Origin of the sequence: uncultured Rothia sp., assembly GCF_937976295.1 — a bacterium.
Lineage (GTDB): Bacteria > Actinomycetota > Actinomycetes > Actinomycetales > Micrococcaceae > Rothia.
In genome coordinates this window covers 1-14,434 of the sequence record NZ_CALJRY010000332.1, presented here as the reverse complement: position 1 = coordinate 14,434, position 14,434 = coordinate 1, and the positions used below count along the sequence as shown (strand labels likewise).

The window sequence follows — 14,434 nt, the reverse complement described above, 5'->3', positions numbered from 1 at the left end:
GCGGTGAGCAGGCTCATGGCTGCGCGTGCGGGGCGCTTGCGGCGGCGGTTATCGGTGCAGAGGTTATCGGTGCAGAGGTTATCGGGGCAGCGGCGAGGAGGAGGTGTTTCGGTGCGGCGTGCGCCGAAGTATGGAAGCCTCATCTGGTTCTCCTGATGTAGGTGTGTTGTGTGGACTGCGTGATGTGTACGGGTGTTTCCGTCTGTAGGTGCACGAGGTGCGTATGAGGTTTTTATGGGGCGGTAAAAGGGGGCCGTTTTTAGGCGTGCTGAAGTAAGGAATGGGGTGAGGGAATAGTATTTATCTGCCCCTTTTTTTGTGCCGGAAGAACTCTTTTTTGGGCGGTGTGCAACGTACGTTTCTAAGGTATCACTTCAGGGTGAGCTTTAGGGATTTTTAAAGCATTTTTCATGGGTTAATGTGCAGAAAATCAACCTGTGGAGGCTGAATAGCACCTCATTATTGAGGTTTTATGTAAGTGAAGCTTGAAGGTTTGGGTGCGTGAGGTGAATTGTGTGGCGCCCTTTGAGAGGCGGGGCGATAAGTAAATGTTTTAACACTGTGGTGTAAGCACTGAAATGCATTAAAAATGCAGTTGATAGCAAAAAATAAAAATAGCCTGAAATGCGCGTGAAAATAAATAAAAAGCTGACATCAAGCACGCTGAACAGTACGCCGGGCAGCGCGCCAGACAGTGCCCCAGGCAGCACACCCTGCCGGCAGACACACAAAAGACCGGGACGGCCACCGCATTGGTGACCGCCCCGGCCTTTAGAATCATCAGCGCCAGCAAACTGGCGCTCGCTGCCTACTGGAAGAAGTGTCCTTAGGAAGCGTAGGAGCCCAGCAGGCGAACCGCGCCGCCGTCCACGCCCTTAGCGCCCTGAACGTAATCGGGGTTGTTAGCCTCGGGCTCGCCAGCGGCAACAACGTCACCCATAATCCAGGAGGGGATGCCGCGGTCGTTCAGACGCTTGGTAGCAGCCTCAGCCACGGAGGGGTCAACGATAGCGATCATGCCCACGCCCAGGTTCAGGGTGCGCTCCAGATCGGCCAGGGGCACGTTGCCCAGCGAACCGATCAGGGAGAAGATCGCGGGAATCTGCCAGGTGGAGCGGTCCACACGGCCCTCCAGGCCCTGGGGCAGAACGCGAGCCAGGTTAGCGGCCAGGCCGCCGCCGGTCACGTGGGAGAAGCCGCGCACACCGCTACCGGTGGTGCCGTCTTCGCCGTTGACGGGGAATGCTGCCGCCAAATCCAGGCAGTCTGCCGCGTACACGCGGGTGGGTTCGAGCAGCTCTTCACCGATGGTACGGCCCAGCTCGTCCACCTGACGCTCCAGGCCCCAGCCGGCAACGTTCAGGACCTTGCGGACCAGGGAGTAGCCGTTGGAGTGAATACCGGAGGACGCCATAGCAATCAGCACGTCGCCCTCACGCACGCGCTCGGGGCCGAGCAGCTCGTCTGCCTCGACCAGACCGGTTGCTGCGCCCGCGACGTCGTACTCGTCTTCTGCGAGCAGGCCGGGGTGCTCAGCGGTTTCGCCGCCAACCAGGGCGGTACCAGCCTGTGCACATGCGCCAGCGATACCGCGCACAATGTCAGCAATACGTTCGGGAACGACCTTGCCGGTGGCAATGTAGTCGGTCATGAACAGCGGCTTCGCACCGCAGACCACGATGTCGTCCACGACCATGCCGACCAGGTCGTAACCGATGGTGTCGTGAATATCGAGCGCCTGCGCAATAGCGACCTTGGTACCCACACCGTCGGTGGAAGTAGCCAGGTAGGGCTTGCGGTACTTGACGAGCTCGGAGACGTCGTACAGACCCGCGAAGCCGCCCACGCCACCAACGACGGAGGAATTGTGGGTTGCCTTGATAGCGCCCTTCATCAGCTCAACGGCGCGATCGCCAGCCTCTACGTCAACACCTGCGCTCGCGTAGGTTACGGTAGTGGTGTTCTCGCTCATTAGGATTCCTTCGGGGTAGTGGTAGCGGAGGAGTTCGCGGGGATGCGGTCCTGCTCGGTGAGCAGCGCCTCGAGGTCGGCGTCGGGGCCGGGGTTACACATGCCCATGCCGGCGTCGTCTGCGGCAACCTGTACTGCGGAGGGGTCGAACTTCGTTTCGAGAGTGTCGGTGCCTTCGCGGGTATCGATGGAGACTGCCTCAGCATGCTCAGGCTTGGAGGGGACGGGGCGCTCCACGGTTACCTCAGCTGCCTTGCCGGCGAGGGGTCCGCCCTTGCCCTTCTCCGCGGAGTCGAAGAGGGACTTGCCGCGTCGTTCCTCACTCGGCAACTCAATCGGGTATTTGCCGGTGAAGCATGCGGTGCACATGTTTTCGGCGGGCTGCTCGGTGGCTGCCATCATGCCGTCCTGGGAGATGAAGCCGAGCGAATCGGCACCCAGGGAGGAAGCGATTTCGTCCACGGACAGGCCGTTAGCGATCAGCTCCGCGCGGGAAGCGAAGTCAATACCGTAGAAGCAAGGCCACTTCACGGGCGGGGAGGAGATGCGCACGTGCACTTCCTTCGCGCCAGCTTCGCGGAGCATACGCACGAGGGCACGCTGGGTGTTACCGCGAACGATGGAGTCGTCAATGACGACGAGGCGCTTACCTGCAACCACAGACTTGAGCGGGTTCAGCTTGAGTCGAATACCGAGCTGGCGGATAGTCTGCGAGGGCTGAATGAAGGTTCGACCCACGTAGGCGTTCTTGACCAGACCGTTACCGTAGGGAATGCCGGACTCTTCGGCGTAACCAATAGCAGCCGGAACACCGGATTCGGGAGTGGGCATGACCAGGTCAGCTTCAACAGCGTGTTCGCGGGCAAGCTGACGGCCCATCTCTACGCGGGATTCGTAGACGCTACGGCCGGAGATGGTGGTGTCCGGGCGAGCGAGGTAGACGTACTCAAAGACGCAACCGGCGGGCTTAGCTTCTGCGAAACGCTGGGAACGCAGACCGTTCTCGTCAATGGTGATGAACTCGCCGGGCTCCACTTCACGCACGAAGGACGCGCCGACAATATCAAGTGCCGCGGTTTCGGATGCGACAACCCAGCCACGCTCCAGACGACCGAGCACGAGGGGGCGTACACCCTGCGGGTCGCGTGCAGCGTAGAGGGTGTTCTCGTCCATGAAGGTGAGGCAGAAAGCACCGCGCAGGGTCGGCAACAGGTCGAGTGCTGCTTCTTCGAGGGAATCGAAGTCATGCTCTGCCAGTAGAGCCGTAACGAGTGCGGTGTCGGTGGTGTTACCCTGAGCAAGCTCACCGTGCTTGGGGGGCTTGCCGCCGTTCTTTTCGAGAATACGCTCGTAAAGGTCAGCGGAATTGGTGAGGTTACCGTTATGCGCCAGGCAGAGCGTGCCGTGCGGGGTGGTACCGAGGGTGGGCTGTGCGTTAGCCCAGTGGGATGCGCCGGTGGTGGAGTATCGGGCGTGGCCGATAGCGTGGTCGCCGGGCATGGAGCTGAGGGTGGCTTCGTCAAAGACCTGGGAGACGAGTCCCATATCTTTGTACACGTGGATGCGTTTGCCGTTACTGGTTGCGATACCTGCTGATTCCTGGCCGCGGTGCTGGAGTGCGTACAGGCCGTAGTAGGTTAGCTTTGCCACGTCCTCGCCGGGTGCCCAGACGCCGAAGACGCCGCAGGCGTCCTTGGGGCCGTGGTCAATCGGATCGAGGTCGTGAGTGAGTTTTCCGTCGGGGCGAATCAATTCACTTCTTTTCGACGATGGGACTGCGGATGCGTCTGTGCAAGCGCAAGATTAGGGCGTGTTGCCGCACTCACACCTGCCTGTGTGTGCCGTAGCATACACCAGACCTTTAAAAGTGTACCGGGTTTCGGAGCCGATGCGGTGAAAGATACGCTAAATACCTCAGGATGGACCACTAGAACAGGCACCAAACACGCCAAATCACGAAAACTGCGTGGACCTGTGAGCTCGTAGCGAATTCTAGAAGAGCGGCAACAAACCCGAAAGGTCACTACGCTCACCCGACGCATCCAGCGCACCGGCACTCACCGCCTGCGCCCACGAACAGGCACCCAGAACCAGCGCCGCCCACACGAGCGGGCGCGCCTCCACAACGGACGGCGGGGTGCCGCGCGTATGGCGGGGGCCAGCAATACACTGAGTCACACCCAGCGGGGGTACGCGCACCTCCACACTATTGCCGGGGGCGAGGGTCGCCAGCTCTTCAAGGGTGAAGCGCACAAAGGTAGCGCGCACCGAGCGGGGGAGCGCGGCAAACGCCTGCTCCGCCTCGGCGCTGTTCAGTAGGTAGCTGTTCGGCAGGTACTCGCCTCGGGCATGCGAATCTGCAGGCTCGCCGGTTGCCGCACGCTGCGCCTCAAAGAAAGCACGCACTTCGCGTACCGCCGCCATGCCGTCTGCTTCGGAAGTTTTACGTCGAATCGCCACGATTAGTCCTCTTCCGGGGCGCCGGGAACCGGATCCTCGCGGGTGAAAAGCTCCTCGTGTACGCGCAGCTCGCCCACCTCAACCGGCTTGCCGTCCACGTAGCCGCCGGTCACCGGGCGAACCACCAGCGCGAGTAGGCGCTCGCATTCTTCAGCGCTCAGGTAGCCACCGGCAACGAGAGCACGCAGAGCCACGGCGTACATGGCGCGGTGCGAACCGTCGCTCATCTTCACCACCACGGACGCGCCCGAACGCAGACCAATGCAGAGCACGCCCTCCGCGCCGCCCTTGACGATTGCGTCCAGTTCTTCGCTGAGCACGGTGTCGGGGGAGCCGGGTGCCTGAATCAGCTCGGGGTAGTCCACCATGGCGGTTGCGACCGTGGAGGCGCGCGCATCCGCCCCGAGGTTGCGGATTGCCGATCCGAGAGTCGAGTAGGCGCGTGCGGCACCCAGCAGGGAAACGGCGTGCACGGGTGCGCCGCAGCCGTCAACGCCGATGGCGGCTACCGGCTCGCCGGTGAACGCCTCAATTTCTTCGGTGATGACCTGCTGCAGCGGGTGTGCGGGGTCGAGGTAGTTGTGCAGGGTCCAGTTCTGCGAGCCCTCTTCGAGGTCGCCGCGCTCAAGCTTGGCGGTGCACGCCCACAGGAATGCGGCGTGCTTGCCGGAGCAGGGGTGGGCCAGGGCGGTGGCGGCGAGGTTCGCCTGAATCATTGCCTGGCGTGCCTGCTGATTGGCAGGGAGCGTGGGCTTGAGTGCCAGGTTTGCCGGGGTGAGCGGGTTGGTTTCGGTGCTTCCCTGGGTGAGTACGTCCTGCACGGCGCGCATCTGCTCGAAGGTGCCGCGGTGCGAACCGCAGGCGATGGCGACCTGGGAGCCGCGCAGGGGCGCGCCCGCCTTCATGGATCCGATAGCCTGCAGGGGCTTGGCGGCGGAGCGCAGGTAGAAGGGCTCGTGAATATCACCGAGGGCTAGCTGCACCTCGCCGTCGGGGCCCAGCAGGATGAGGCGGCCGCGGTGGCGCGCCTCAACAAGGTTATTGCGGGTGAGCTGCGCGAGTTCTACGTCGAAGGCGCTGCTCTGGCTGGTGGTGTGAGTGGTTGCCTGTGGGGTGGTGCTGTTGGTCATTCTTCTAGTTTAAACGGGGCGTGCGGCTTGACCCTATTCGTGGTTGGGCGGCGCGCAGGTGAGAACGGGTGTAGTGTATCCAGTAGGAAATTGATGCAATTGCAGGGGTCGTCCACAAACTTTGGGAACGATTCGGTACGAGTATGCATCCTTAGTGCCCCTCACCCCTCAACTCACTCGTGATTGGTGAGCGGCAAACCATGTAAAGGAGTACATCCATGGCAGAGCAGAACAACACCTCCGCAAACACCTCCGCACAGAGCACCTCCCCCAAGGGCGGCGTGGGCGTGGATTCTGAATTCCACGCAAAGTTCTTCCCCATCTTGGCTCGCGTTGCTTCTGTGACTGCAGTGCTCATGTACGTGTTCTACTTCCCGCAGATTATCGGTAACCTGAACGGTCACAAGGGCGACTGGATTCAGCCTCTGGTCGCTGCCGTGAACTGCACCCTGTGGGTTCTGTACGGTCTGTGGCGCCCCAAGAAGGACGTTCCAATTATCGTCGCGAACCTCCCGGGTATTGTCTTTGGTGGTGTGGCTGCTATTACCGCCCTCATCTAAGGTTTAGCTTGATTCGGTAGCTTCGGTGACCGAGCTGTGCGGCTCTTCTCTGGCGTGCATTCTTGCAAATATGCCGCTACATGAGAAGAGCCGCATTTTTAGTGTGCCCAGCTCACATTTTTAGTGTGATAGCGGGTACCCTGAATAGCATGAAGGTTTTGGTACTGGGCCCCGGCGGCCGCGAACACGCAATTATTCGAGCGCTTCTGCGCGACCCTGAGGTAACTGAGGTGCACAGCGCCCCCGGCAACGCCGGTATTGCTCAGGATGTTCCCGTCCACGCAATTGATGCGAATGACCCCGCCCAGGCAACCGCCCTGGCACGCGAACTGAACGCCGACCTGGTCGTTATTGGCCCGGAGGCGCCCCTGGTCGCAGGTGTCTCCGATGCACTGCGTGAGGCGGGCTTTGACGTTTTCGGCCCCTCCGCAGCTGCCGCACAGCTGGAAGGTTCCAAGGCTTTCGCTAAGCAGGTCATGGAAGAGGCTTCCGTGCCGACCGCTCGCGCCTACGTGGCAACGAACGCCGCTGAGGCGCAGGCGGCACTGGACGAGTTCGGTGCACCCTACGTGGTGAAGGACGACGGCCTGGCTGCCGGTAAGGGCGTTGTGGTGACCGAGGACCGCACCGCGGCACTGGAGCACGCTCAGGCTTGCTTCAACGCTGGTGGCACCGTGGTCATCGAAGAGTTCCTGGACGGCCCCGAGGTGTCCCTCTTCGTCATTTCTGACGGTAAGAACGTTCTGCCGCTGTCCCCGGCTCAGGACTTCAAGCGCATTTTCGACAATGATGAGGGGCCGAACACCGGTGGTATGGGCGCCTATACCCCGCTTCCTTGGCTGCCCGAGGGCTTCGTGCAGGAGGTCGTGGAGAAGGTGGCACGCCCGACCGTGGCTCGTATGGCTGAGCGCGGCACCCCGTTTGTGGGCGTGCTCTTCTGCGGCCTGGCTGTGACCAGCCGCGGCGTGCGCGTTATCGAGTTCAACGCCCGCTTTGGCGACCCGGAAACCCAGGCGGTTCTGGCGCGCCTGCGCACCCCGCTGGGTCAGCTGCTGCGTGCGGCTGCTCGCGGTGAAATTTCTGAGGGTACCGAGCTGGATTGGGATCCCCGCACCGCAGTTGACGTGGTTATGGCTGCCGAGAACTACCCGGACACTCCCCGCAAGGGTGACGTCATCTCCGGTCTGGACGAGGCGAACGCTCTGGAGGGCGTGCACGTGATTCACGCGGGCACTGTCGCATCCGAGGAGGGTGTGCTGACCGCTGGCGGTCGTGTGCTGGCTGTTGTTGCTCTCGGCGACGACCTGGCTGCCGCCCGTAATGCCGCCTACGAGGGTGTTCGCGCTATCTCTTGGGCTGGCGCGCAGTACCGTACGGACATTGCGCTGAAGGCTGTGGAGAACCGCATCCACATTCCCGCTCCGCGCGACTAAAACCTTAGTGTGACCGGCTTCCCCGCTTGAGGGTGGGGAGCCGGTCGCTTCTTTGCCTCAAGATTGTGCCGTATTGGTGACTGCTTGGCACTATCGGGAGCCGTGCCTGTCGCGGTATTGTAATTACACAGACTTTTTGCATCCACATCACACCACCTCATCAGGAGAAATTCTCATGACTTCTCGTTCTAACCCCCTGGAAATCCCTGGCTGGACTCACATTTATTCCGGTAAGGTCCGCGACCTGTACGTTCCGAATGAGGAACGTTTTGACGCTACCGGCTTGACCGTCAATGATGACGCTGAGCTGCGTGCCGGTTCGGTCATGGTTGTTGCCTCGGACCGTATTAGCGCTTTTGACCGTATTCTGCCCACCGAGATCCCGGATAAGGGCAAGATTCTGACTCAGATGTCCCTGTGGTGGTTTGAGCAGCTTAAGCAGGTTCCGAACCACGTGCTGTCCACCGACGTTCCGGATGTTGTGGCTGGTCGCGCGATGATTTGCCGCTCCCTGAACATGTTCCCGGTGGAGTGCATTGTGCGCGGTTACCTGACCGGTTCGGGCCTGGCAGCGTATAACGAGACCGGTGAGATTGCTGGTGTGAAGCTGCCTGCGGGTCTGGTGGATGGTTCCCGCCTGGACACCCCGATTTTCACTCCGACCGGTAAGGCTGAGGTGGGTGAGCATGATGAGCTGGTGACCCGTGAGGAGCTGTACGCTGAGGTGGGTCAGCCGGTGGGTGAGCGCCTGGAGGAGCTGAGCTTGAGCCTGTACACCACTGCGGAGAAGATTGCTCGCGAGCAGGGCATTATTCTGGCGGATACCAAGATGGAGTTCGGTACCGATTCGTACCGCGGCGAGATCACCCTGGGTGATGAGGTGCTGACCCCGGATTCTTCGCGTTTCTGGGATGCGACCCAGTATGAGCCGGGTCGTCCGCAGCCGAGCTTCGATAAGCAGTATGTGCGTGACTGGCTGCGTTCCCCGGAGTCGGGTTGGGACGGTTCGGATAACGTGCCGCACCTGCCTGAGGAGGTTGTGGAGAAGACTCGTGCCCGTTACGTTGAGGCGTATGAGCGTCTGACCGGCACGAAGTTCTAAACTCAATATTTCGGGCTGAATAAGTCTTTGAGATAGCTAAAGGGCGGTGCCCCGGAAGGTCATTCTTCCGGGGCACCGCCCTTTAGCTATGTGGGTTTATGGGGTTGAGGGGCGAAGCCTAGCCAACGTGAGCGTCTTCATTATGGGCGTCTCCGGAAGGTTATAAATCTTCCTGAATTTATTTTAATACGATGCACACAAGCGCATATTTATGTGATTTAAATCATTGTGTAGCGATAAGAATTTTCATTGCACCTAAGTGTAGAGATTTGCTATGATTTCTACTACCATCCAATGAGTTGTTTTTGTATATAAAAAGCAACAAATCACATATGCAAGTTGCATGATTCGCTTTATATGGTGAATCGATGTAAATAGTTATATGTCGACAAGATGGCATATCCACTCATGGGGGGTCAGTAATTCAGACTCCTACCTAAGCAATAAGAAGATTCGCTATGTCGCGTTCTACTTTTGTCCGTGCATTGTCCGCTATCGGCGCTGCTGCCGCTTTGTCGGTTGGGGCAGCTATGCCCGCTGCTCACGCTGATTTTCACGCATACGACCATGTTCGTCTCGAGAGTGAACTGGCTCGTTCTGGTTTCAGCAACTTCATCGATGTCCCGGACAATATGCTTTCGTCAGCAGCTAACTGGACCGGTGGCCATCTGAAGGGTGTTAACACTAATTGGTGGGGCAACAATGTTACCTTCCGCCTTAACGCAGGACAGGTGCTTTACTATGTTGGTGATAACGTCAATGACACTACTGATTTTGTAGTTCCCTGGTAATACAGCACTACATCTGTCAAAGGGTGGGAGCCTATTCTTAGGCTCCTACCCTCCCTGTTCCTTACTGCTGAGAAAGGTGAAGTCCATGGCAAAGAAGCCCTTCGCATCCCTCGCCCTTATCGGTATTGCCTGCTGTCTGGGTGTATCGAGTTGCTCCACCACCGTTGAGGTTAAGCAAGACATTCGTAATGTCCTGGCAAGCTACGAGAATCCCACCCCGGATATTAACGTGGCCCTCGTTAACGAGGTCAAAAAGTGCATGAGCGAGAAGTCCTTCACCTACTCCGGTAGCCAGAACATTATTGACGGCTCCTCCGTTCATGAACTTGCGATGAGTGGTGCCCACTTCGCCAACGAAGAAGCGGCCACCCAGGGATACTCGTCCACCCGGCAGGACAACGCTAGCTCCAGCAATGCACCCGCGATGGAAAACCCGGCATATCGGAAGGCGCTCCAAGGCGACCCCCAAGCGGCAGACAGCAAAACTGTCACCATCACGATGAGTGACGGTACCAAGTTCGGCATGGCAACAGATTCATGTCTCGGACGTGCGGCAGAAGCTGTCTTCGGCTCAGCAGAAAACTACCTCAAATACACCAACTTCGTTAACGAACTCATCACGGGTGGATCCAAAAATAACGCGATAGAAGAAATGGGGAAATACTACCGCGATGACACCACCTACGGTGCATGCATGAAAGAAAGCGGATACGCCGACATCCAGCACTTCGGAGATGCTCCCAGCTACGCAGAGAAAACCTGGGGTAAGTACAAGGCAGCCAATGCCGCCGCCAACGCGGAAGAGCAGGCCCTAGCTCACGCCGACTACAACTGCCAGAAATCCACTGGAATCCTGACTAAAGCGCAGAATATCTACTACGAAAAGGCTGCGACCTGGCTCAATGAGCATGAGCCGCTCATCCTTGAAGTACGCGATATTGAACGTCAGGCACAGGAGCGTGCAGCAACTCTAGTCAACGGCAACTAGCCGACGGCAACTGGCCAACAGCAACTAGTAAACGCTGATTCCTCGTTGGATATTTTCTAACAAGAATTCTCTACCGGTCCTCTGCTCTCAACCGCTTTCACCCGCGGATGAGAGCAGAGGATACACCCCTTTATTCAGTCCCCGCCACGTTGTTTCCCTCAGCAATCACCTTTAGTCCCGCCCCATATTTCACCGCAGAAAGGTGAACCCATGAACACGCAGCAGAGTTCAGAAAACCCCCGCCGCGCCGCCATGACGGCAACCGTACGCGCCTACCTGGTTCCGGTGCTCGTCATTCTGCTCGTCATCACCGGCGGGTTCTCCATCTACGCGCTTAATACGGGGCTACGCACCAATGTTGAATCCAATGTGCAGCCGTCCCGCGCCGCGCAACTAACAACCCGAATCAGCACGCAGACTGTTACCCGCACCTACTCGGGAGAAGTCAACGTGTCACCCGCCCGAAGCTACACCGTAGGAACCCCTCAAGGAGTGGTGACCAGGGACGGCGCCAAAGCGGGTACCCAGCTGAGTAACGGCTCAATTATCACCACTATCAACGAGCGTCCCATCATTGCGTTCAAGGGTAGTATTCCCGCCTACCGCGACCTTGCCGTAGGCGCACGCGGCGATGACGTTAAACAGCTCCAAGAAGCTCTAGAATCGCTCGGTTACAGCATCTGGGATGAGGAAGGAAACTACGGCGAAGCAACCGCCAACGCTGTCTACCGTTTCTACCTGGATCGTGGCTACTACCCGCCCGGGGATACTGACCGAACCGAAGAAGGACGCTACAACACCGCCCTGCCGCTCTCTGAGTACCTCTTCGCTGACGGCAATGAATACACCGTAGACAACAGCTGCGGCACCAAAGGCCAAACCTCAACTCCGGCGCTGTGCACCCTATCCGCGGGTGGATACCGTCTGGTACTCTCCGCGGACGGTAGCGCTCTCAGCAATGAACTCGCTGAGGGGCAGAAAGTCCAGATTCTTACCGATAACGGAAGCCCGCTCGAAGGCACTCTGGGCGCGGCCCTCACACCCGAAGGCTCAACTAACGCTGACGGCGGCGCTAACGCAGGTGCCTCCAACGGTGCTCAGAACAGCGCGCGACCTAACAGCGATACCTCCGCACCGGGAGCTACCGCGCGGAAACGCTACCCCATCACAATCGACTTGCCGGAAAACACGACGGCATCAACACGTTTTCAAGCAACCGTTACCCTCAACCGAGGCGCTGAAAACGCCCTCGCGGTGCTCGAAGCAGCCGTCAAAACCGAAGAAAACGGAACGCACTCCATCACCCTGGAGAACGGTCAGAGCGTTCCCGTCACCCTCGGTGTGTGCTCCGCCGGAGTCTGCGAGCTCGTTAACCCCGCTGCAGAGCTCAAGGCAGGCACCGTCGTGAAGCTGAAGGAGCGCTAAAATGCCTCATCACGAGACAGAACGTGCCCTCCCAGTGAGCGCTACCGCCTCACAACCTAATATCGAGTGCCACAATATTGCGCGTTTCTTCCCGCCCTCCACCTGGGCACTCAAAAACGCGACCCTCAGCATTCATGAAGGCGAGTCGGTGGCCATTACCGGCGCCTCCGGAAGCGGAAAATCTACGCTCCTCTCTATCATCGGGCTACTCGATCAGCCCTCTGAGGGTGAGCTGAAAATATTGGGCCAAAACATGGGCACCGCCAGCGACGCCGAACGAACTGTAGCGCGCCGTGAGCATATTGCCTTCGTCTTTCAGGCGTACCACCTCATTGCTCATCTGAACGCCACCGAGAACATTACCCACACCCTCCGGATGCGCGGCGTACCAGGGCGTCAGGCGCATCAGCGTGCGTTGCAGGCACTTGAACAGGTGGGTTTGGGGCACCGTTTGGAGGTTCTTCCACGCAATATGTCCGGTGGTGAACAGCAAAGAGTCGCGGTTGCGCGCGCGTTAGCCTGCGCCCCGCGTATCCTGCTGTGCGATGAGCCTACAGGAAACCTCGACACTGAAAACTCTCACAAGGTGTTGGATCTGCTCCTCGCCGGCCGTGCGGAGAAGCAAAGCCTGGTCATCATCACCCATGAACCCGATATCGCGGCTCGCTGCGACCGGCAGCTGCACATGGTCGATGGGATGCTCGTTAGCCCCGAACTCACTCGTCCCGAAGAATCGGCCCACCAAACGCTCAAAGAACCCGTTGTCAGGGGAGGATAGATGCTAAGGAATAACCTTCACTACGCTCTCCTTGCAGTTGTTCGCCGTTGGCGCCGCAACCTGCTCACAGTATTGGCGATGCTCGCGGGAACAACCACCATCATCATGCTGGTGGGCGTCAGCGAGTCGTCGGCGCTCAATACGAGCTCGCAGCTGGCCAGCTACGATTCCACCCGGCTCGGTGTGCGCCTCCAGCCGCAGACCTGGGATATACCGGAGGATGAACTGCTCTGGCGCGTTAACCAAGTTCCAGAGGTCAAAGCTGCCGGTACAGTCACCATCGATACGCAGACAACGCGCCCGCAGGTCAACAGGCCGGGACAGGAGGGCCAACAAACACCCCTCGCAATCATTTCAGAAGCAGGTTTGAAAGCACGAGGTGCGCACATTGTTGAGGGACATTTCTCGGAACCTGCCCGCGAGCGCCCCGGTGAGCCTACCGTCTATCTGGGTGTTGCCCTCGCGAAGGAGCTGGGGGTCAGTACTGAGCCCGGGCGGAACATAATTGAGGTCAACGGAATGCGAGCCTATGTGCTCGGTATTATCCGTGACGGTGGCAAAAACGCTGCTCTCAGTAGCGCTCTTATTCTGCCGACTACCTCCACTTTCTTGCCGCAAGCCCACACCCTGCAACGCGGTATGGACATCATCGTGAATCCAGGAAGCGCAGATACGGTCGCGGAACAGCTCAAGCAGGTGCTCGATCCGCAACGCACCCCCGTTGATACAAACATTGAGATTCCACCTTCACCGGTGACTCTTCGTGCTTCCTTGACGAAGGACAGTCGAGCTCTTACGACCATCATCCTAGTGGTTCTTATCGTCTCGACAAGCTTCGGCATTGTGATGACCATGCAGATTTCGGTCTGGGAACGCCGCCGGGAAATCGGCATCAACCGTGCATTAGGGTTGGGACGGCGAGATGTGGCGGTGAGCTTCCTGGCGGAGGCGGCTCTCCTCGGGGCCCTGGGTGCTCTTGGAGGCTTCATCCTCGGTATCCTCGGTTCCTGGGTTGTGTGCCTTCTCAACGGATGGGCGCTATCTCTGCCACCCCTTATCCTAGGGATTCCTTTCCTCGGCTTGGCTGTGGGTATCGTGGCGGGTGCATTGCCCGCCTACGCGGCAACGAAGGTTCAGCCGCTTGAGCTCCTGCAATAACTGCCCAGCGAATAAGGGTGGTGCCCCGGAAGGTCATTCTTCCGGGGCACCACCCTTTAGCTATGTGGGTTTATGAGGTTGAGGGGCGAAGCCTAGCCGGTGTGAACGTCTTCATCATGCACGTTCGCGTGGCACAAATCCTCGTGCAGAATATCCCGCGCCGGATGCTGCCGTGCCCGCTCCTCCGCAGCCCTGTCAGACAGCGAATAGAACCACGTAATATGCTCGCACACCCGCTCGTAGGCCGCCTGCTCATCGTGCGAGGCAATCGCCTCAATAATGCCGTAATGCTGCTGCTGCAGCGTGCGCTTGACCGCCTCCCAATCCTTCAAGAAAGGAACCGCCTCCTGCACATAACTCATCGTCGCCATGTGCAAAGAGTCAATCACCGTATCAAGCACAATGTTGCCGCCAAGCTTCGACAGCTCATAGTGAAAACGCGTATCGCAGAAATGGAAGCGCTCATCGCTGATCTGCTCATCCATCTCCGCCAGATGCGCGCGCGCCCGCTCCAGCGCCGCCGCACGCTCCGGGGTGTCCGGTGCCGCCGCTGCCGCACGGGCGGCGGGGCCCTCCAGCAGCAGGCGGGTTGAGACAACGTCCTTCACCGGCAGGCTACGGGTCGCAATGTGCATGCG

Annotated in this window: 13 protein-coding genes; 8 read left to right on the top strand and 5 right to left on the bottom strand. The window is 59.2% G+C overall.

The genetic code is table 11. The features are described 5' to 3' along the window. Window positions 1-826: 826 nt before the first annotated feature. The 4 genes from purM to Q0216_RS08905 all read right to left on the bottom strand — a co-directional run bounded on the left by purM (window position 827) and on the right by Q0216_RS08905 (window position 5,561). On the bottom strand, window positions 827-1,972 hold the full coding sequence (gene purM, locus Q0216_RS08920) for a phosphoribosylformylglycinamidine cyclo-ligase (protein ID WP_005504604.1): 1,146 nt from the start codon (window positions 1,970-1,972) through the stop codon (window positions 827-829). After that, window positions 1,972-3,723 (bottom strand): amidophosphoribosyltransferase, encoded by a 1,752-nt coding sequence (purF, locus tag Q0216_RS08915; RefSeq protein ID WP_298594648.1) that lies wholly within the window; start codon window positions 3,721-3,723, stop codon window positions 1,972-1,974. Before purF ends, purM begins: the two co-directional genes overlap by 1 nt. A 240-nt stretch (window positions 3,724-3,963) precedes the next feature. Then, window positions 3,964-4,431 (bottom strand): sterol carrier family protein, encoded by a 468-nt coding sequence (locus Q0216_RS08910; RefSeq protein ID WP_298594646.1) that lies wholly within the window; start codon window positions 4,429-4,431, stop codon window positions 3,964-3,966. A 2-nt stretch (window positions 4,432-4,433) separates the two neighbouring features. After that, entirely contained in the window at window positions 4,434-5,561 is a 1,128-nt protein-coding gene (locus Q0216_RS08905; RefSeq protein ID WP_298594644.1) for an asparaginase, read from the bottom strand. Window positions 5,562-5,779: 218 nt separating this feature from the next. On the opposite strand from Q0216_RS08905, the gene Q0216_RS08900 reads away from it, so the two are divergent. The 8 genes from Q0216_RS08900 (at window position 5,780) to Q0216_RS08865 (ending at window position 13,796) form a co-directional block, all read left to right on the top strand. Then, the gene (locus Q0216_RS08900; RefSeq protein WP_298594642.1) at window positions 5,780-6,121 is read left to right on the top strand and encodes a hypothetical protein; all 342 of its coding nucleotides are present in this window, start codon (window positions 5,780-5,782) and stop codon (window positions 6,119-6,121) included. 149 nt (window positions 6,122-6,270) lie between these two features. Continuing rightward, window positions 6,271-7,554, top strand: a complete 1,284-nt coding sequence (gene purD / locus Q0216_RS08895) for a phosphoribosylamine--glycine ligase (RefSeq protein ID WP_298594640.1) — start codon at window positions 6,271-6,273, stop codon at window positions 7,552-7,554. Window positions 7,555-7,729: 175 nt separating this feature from the next. After that, on the top strand, window positions 7,730-8,656 hold the full coding sequence (locus tag Q0216_RS08890; RefSeq protein WP_298594638.1) for a phosphoribosylaminoimidazolesuccinocarboxamide synthase: 927 nt from the start codon (window positions 7,730-7,732) through the stop codon (window positions 8,654-8,656). 458 nt (window positions 8,657-9,114) lie between these two features. Further along, window positions 9,115-9,447 carry a hypothetical protein gene (locus Q0216_RS08885; RefSeq protein ID WP_298594636.1) on the top strand — a complete coding sequence of 111 codons (333 nt, stop codon included), beginning with the start codon at window positions 9,115-9,117 and terminating at the stop codon, window positions 9,445-9,447. Between the two features lie 85 nt (window positions 9,448-9,532). Beyond that, a complete protein-coding gene (locus Q0216_RS08880; protein WP_298594650.1) occupies window positions 9,533-10,435 on the top strand; it encodes an adenylate cyclase in 903 nt (300 codons plus the stop codon). Between the two features lie 210 nt (window positions 10,436-10,645). Then, window positions 10,646-11,860, top strand: a complete 1,215-nt coding sequence (locus Q0216_RS08875; RefSeq protein ID WP_298594634.1) for a peptidoglycan-binding protein — start codon at window positions 10,646-10,648, stop codon at window positions 11,858-11,860. Window position 11,861: 1 nt separating this feature from the next. After that, the gene (locus Q0216_RS08870) at window positions 11,862-12,638 is read left to right on the top strand and encodes an ABC transporter ATP-binding protein (RefSeq protein WP_298594633.1); all 777 of its coding nucleotides are present in this window, start codon (window positions 11,862-11,864) and stop codon (window positions 12,636-12,638) included. Then, window positions 12,639-13,796: an ABC transporter permease gene (locus Q0216_RS08865; protein ID WP_298594632.1), complete on the top strand. Its 1,158-nt coding sequence runs from the start codon at window positions 12,639-12,641 to the stop codon at window positions 13,794-13,796. A gap of 92 nt (window positions 13,797-13,888) precedes the next feature. On the opposite strand, the gene Q0216_RS08860 is transcribed toward Q0216_RS08865, so the two are convergent. Further along, a partial coding sequence (locus tag Q0216_RS08860) for a FadR/GntR family transcriptional regulator (protein WP_298594630.1) occupies window positions 13,889-14,434 on the bottom strand: 546 nt, incomplete at its 5' end.

What these genes read in the sequence shown, in the direction of transcription:
- Q0216_RS08880 (WP_298594650.1), top strand. Translation starts at nt 9,533, where the DNA reads ATGGCAAAGAAGCCCTTCGCATCCCTCGCCCTTATCGGTATTGCCTGC.
- Q0216_RS08865 (WP_298594632.1), top strand. Translation starts at nt 12,639, where the DNA reads ATGCTAAGGAATAACCTTCACTACGCTCTCCTTGCAGTTGTTCGCCGT.
- Q0216_RS08875 (WP_298594634.1), top strand. Translation starts at nt 10,646, where the DNA reads ATGAACACGCAGCAGAGTTCAGAAAACCCCCGCCGCGCCGCCATGACG.
- Q0216_RS08905 (WP_298594644.1), bottom strand. Translation starts at nt 5,561, where the DNA reads ATGACCAACAGCACCACCCCACAGGCAACCACTCACACCACCAGCCAG.
- Q0216_RS08885 (WP_298594636.1), top strand. Translation starts at nt 9,115, where the DNA reads ATGTCGCGTTCTACTTTTGTCCGTGCATTGTCCGCTATCGGCGCTGCT.
- Q0216_RS08870 (WP_298594633.1), top strand. Translation starts at nt 11,862, where the DNA reads ATGCCTCATCACGAGACAGAACGTGCCCTCCCAGTGAGCGCTACCGCC.
- Q0216_RS08890 (WP_298594638.1), top strand. Translation starts at nt 7,730, where the DNA reads ATGACTTCTCGTTCTAACCCCCTGGAAATCCCTGGCTGGACTCACATT.
- Q0216_RS08900 (WP_298594642.1), top strand. Translation starts at nt 5,780, where the DNA reads ATGGCAGAGCAGAACAACACCTCCGCAAACACCTCCGCACAGAGCACC.
- purD (WP_298594640.1), top strand. Translation starts at nt 6,271, where the DNA reads ATGAAGGTTTTGGTACTGGGCCCCGGCGGCCGCGAACACGCAATTATT.
- purM (WP_005504604.1), bottom strand. Translation starts at nt 1,972, where the DNA reads ATGAGCGAGAACACCACTACCGTAACCTACGCGAGCGCAGGTGTTGAC.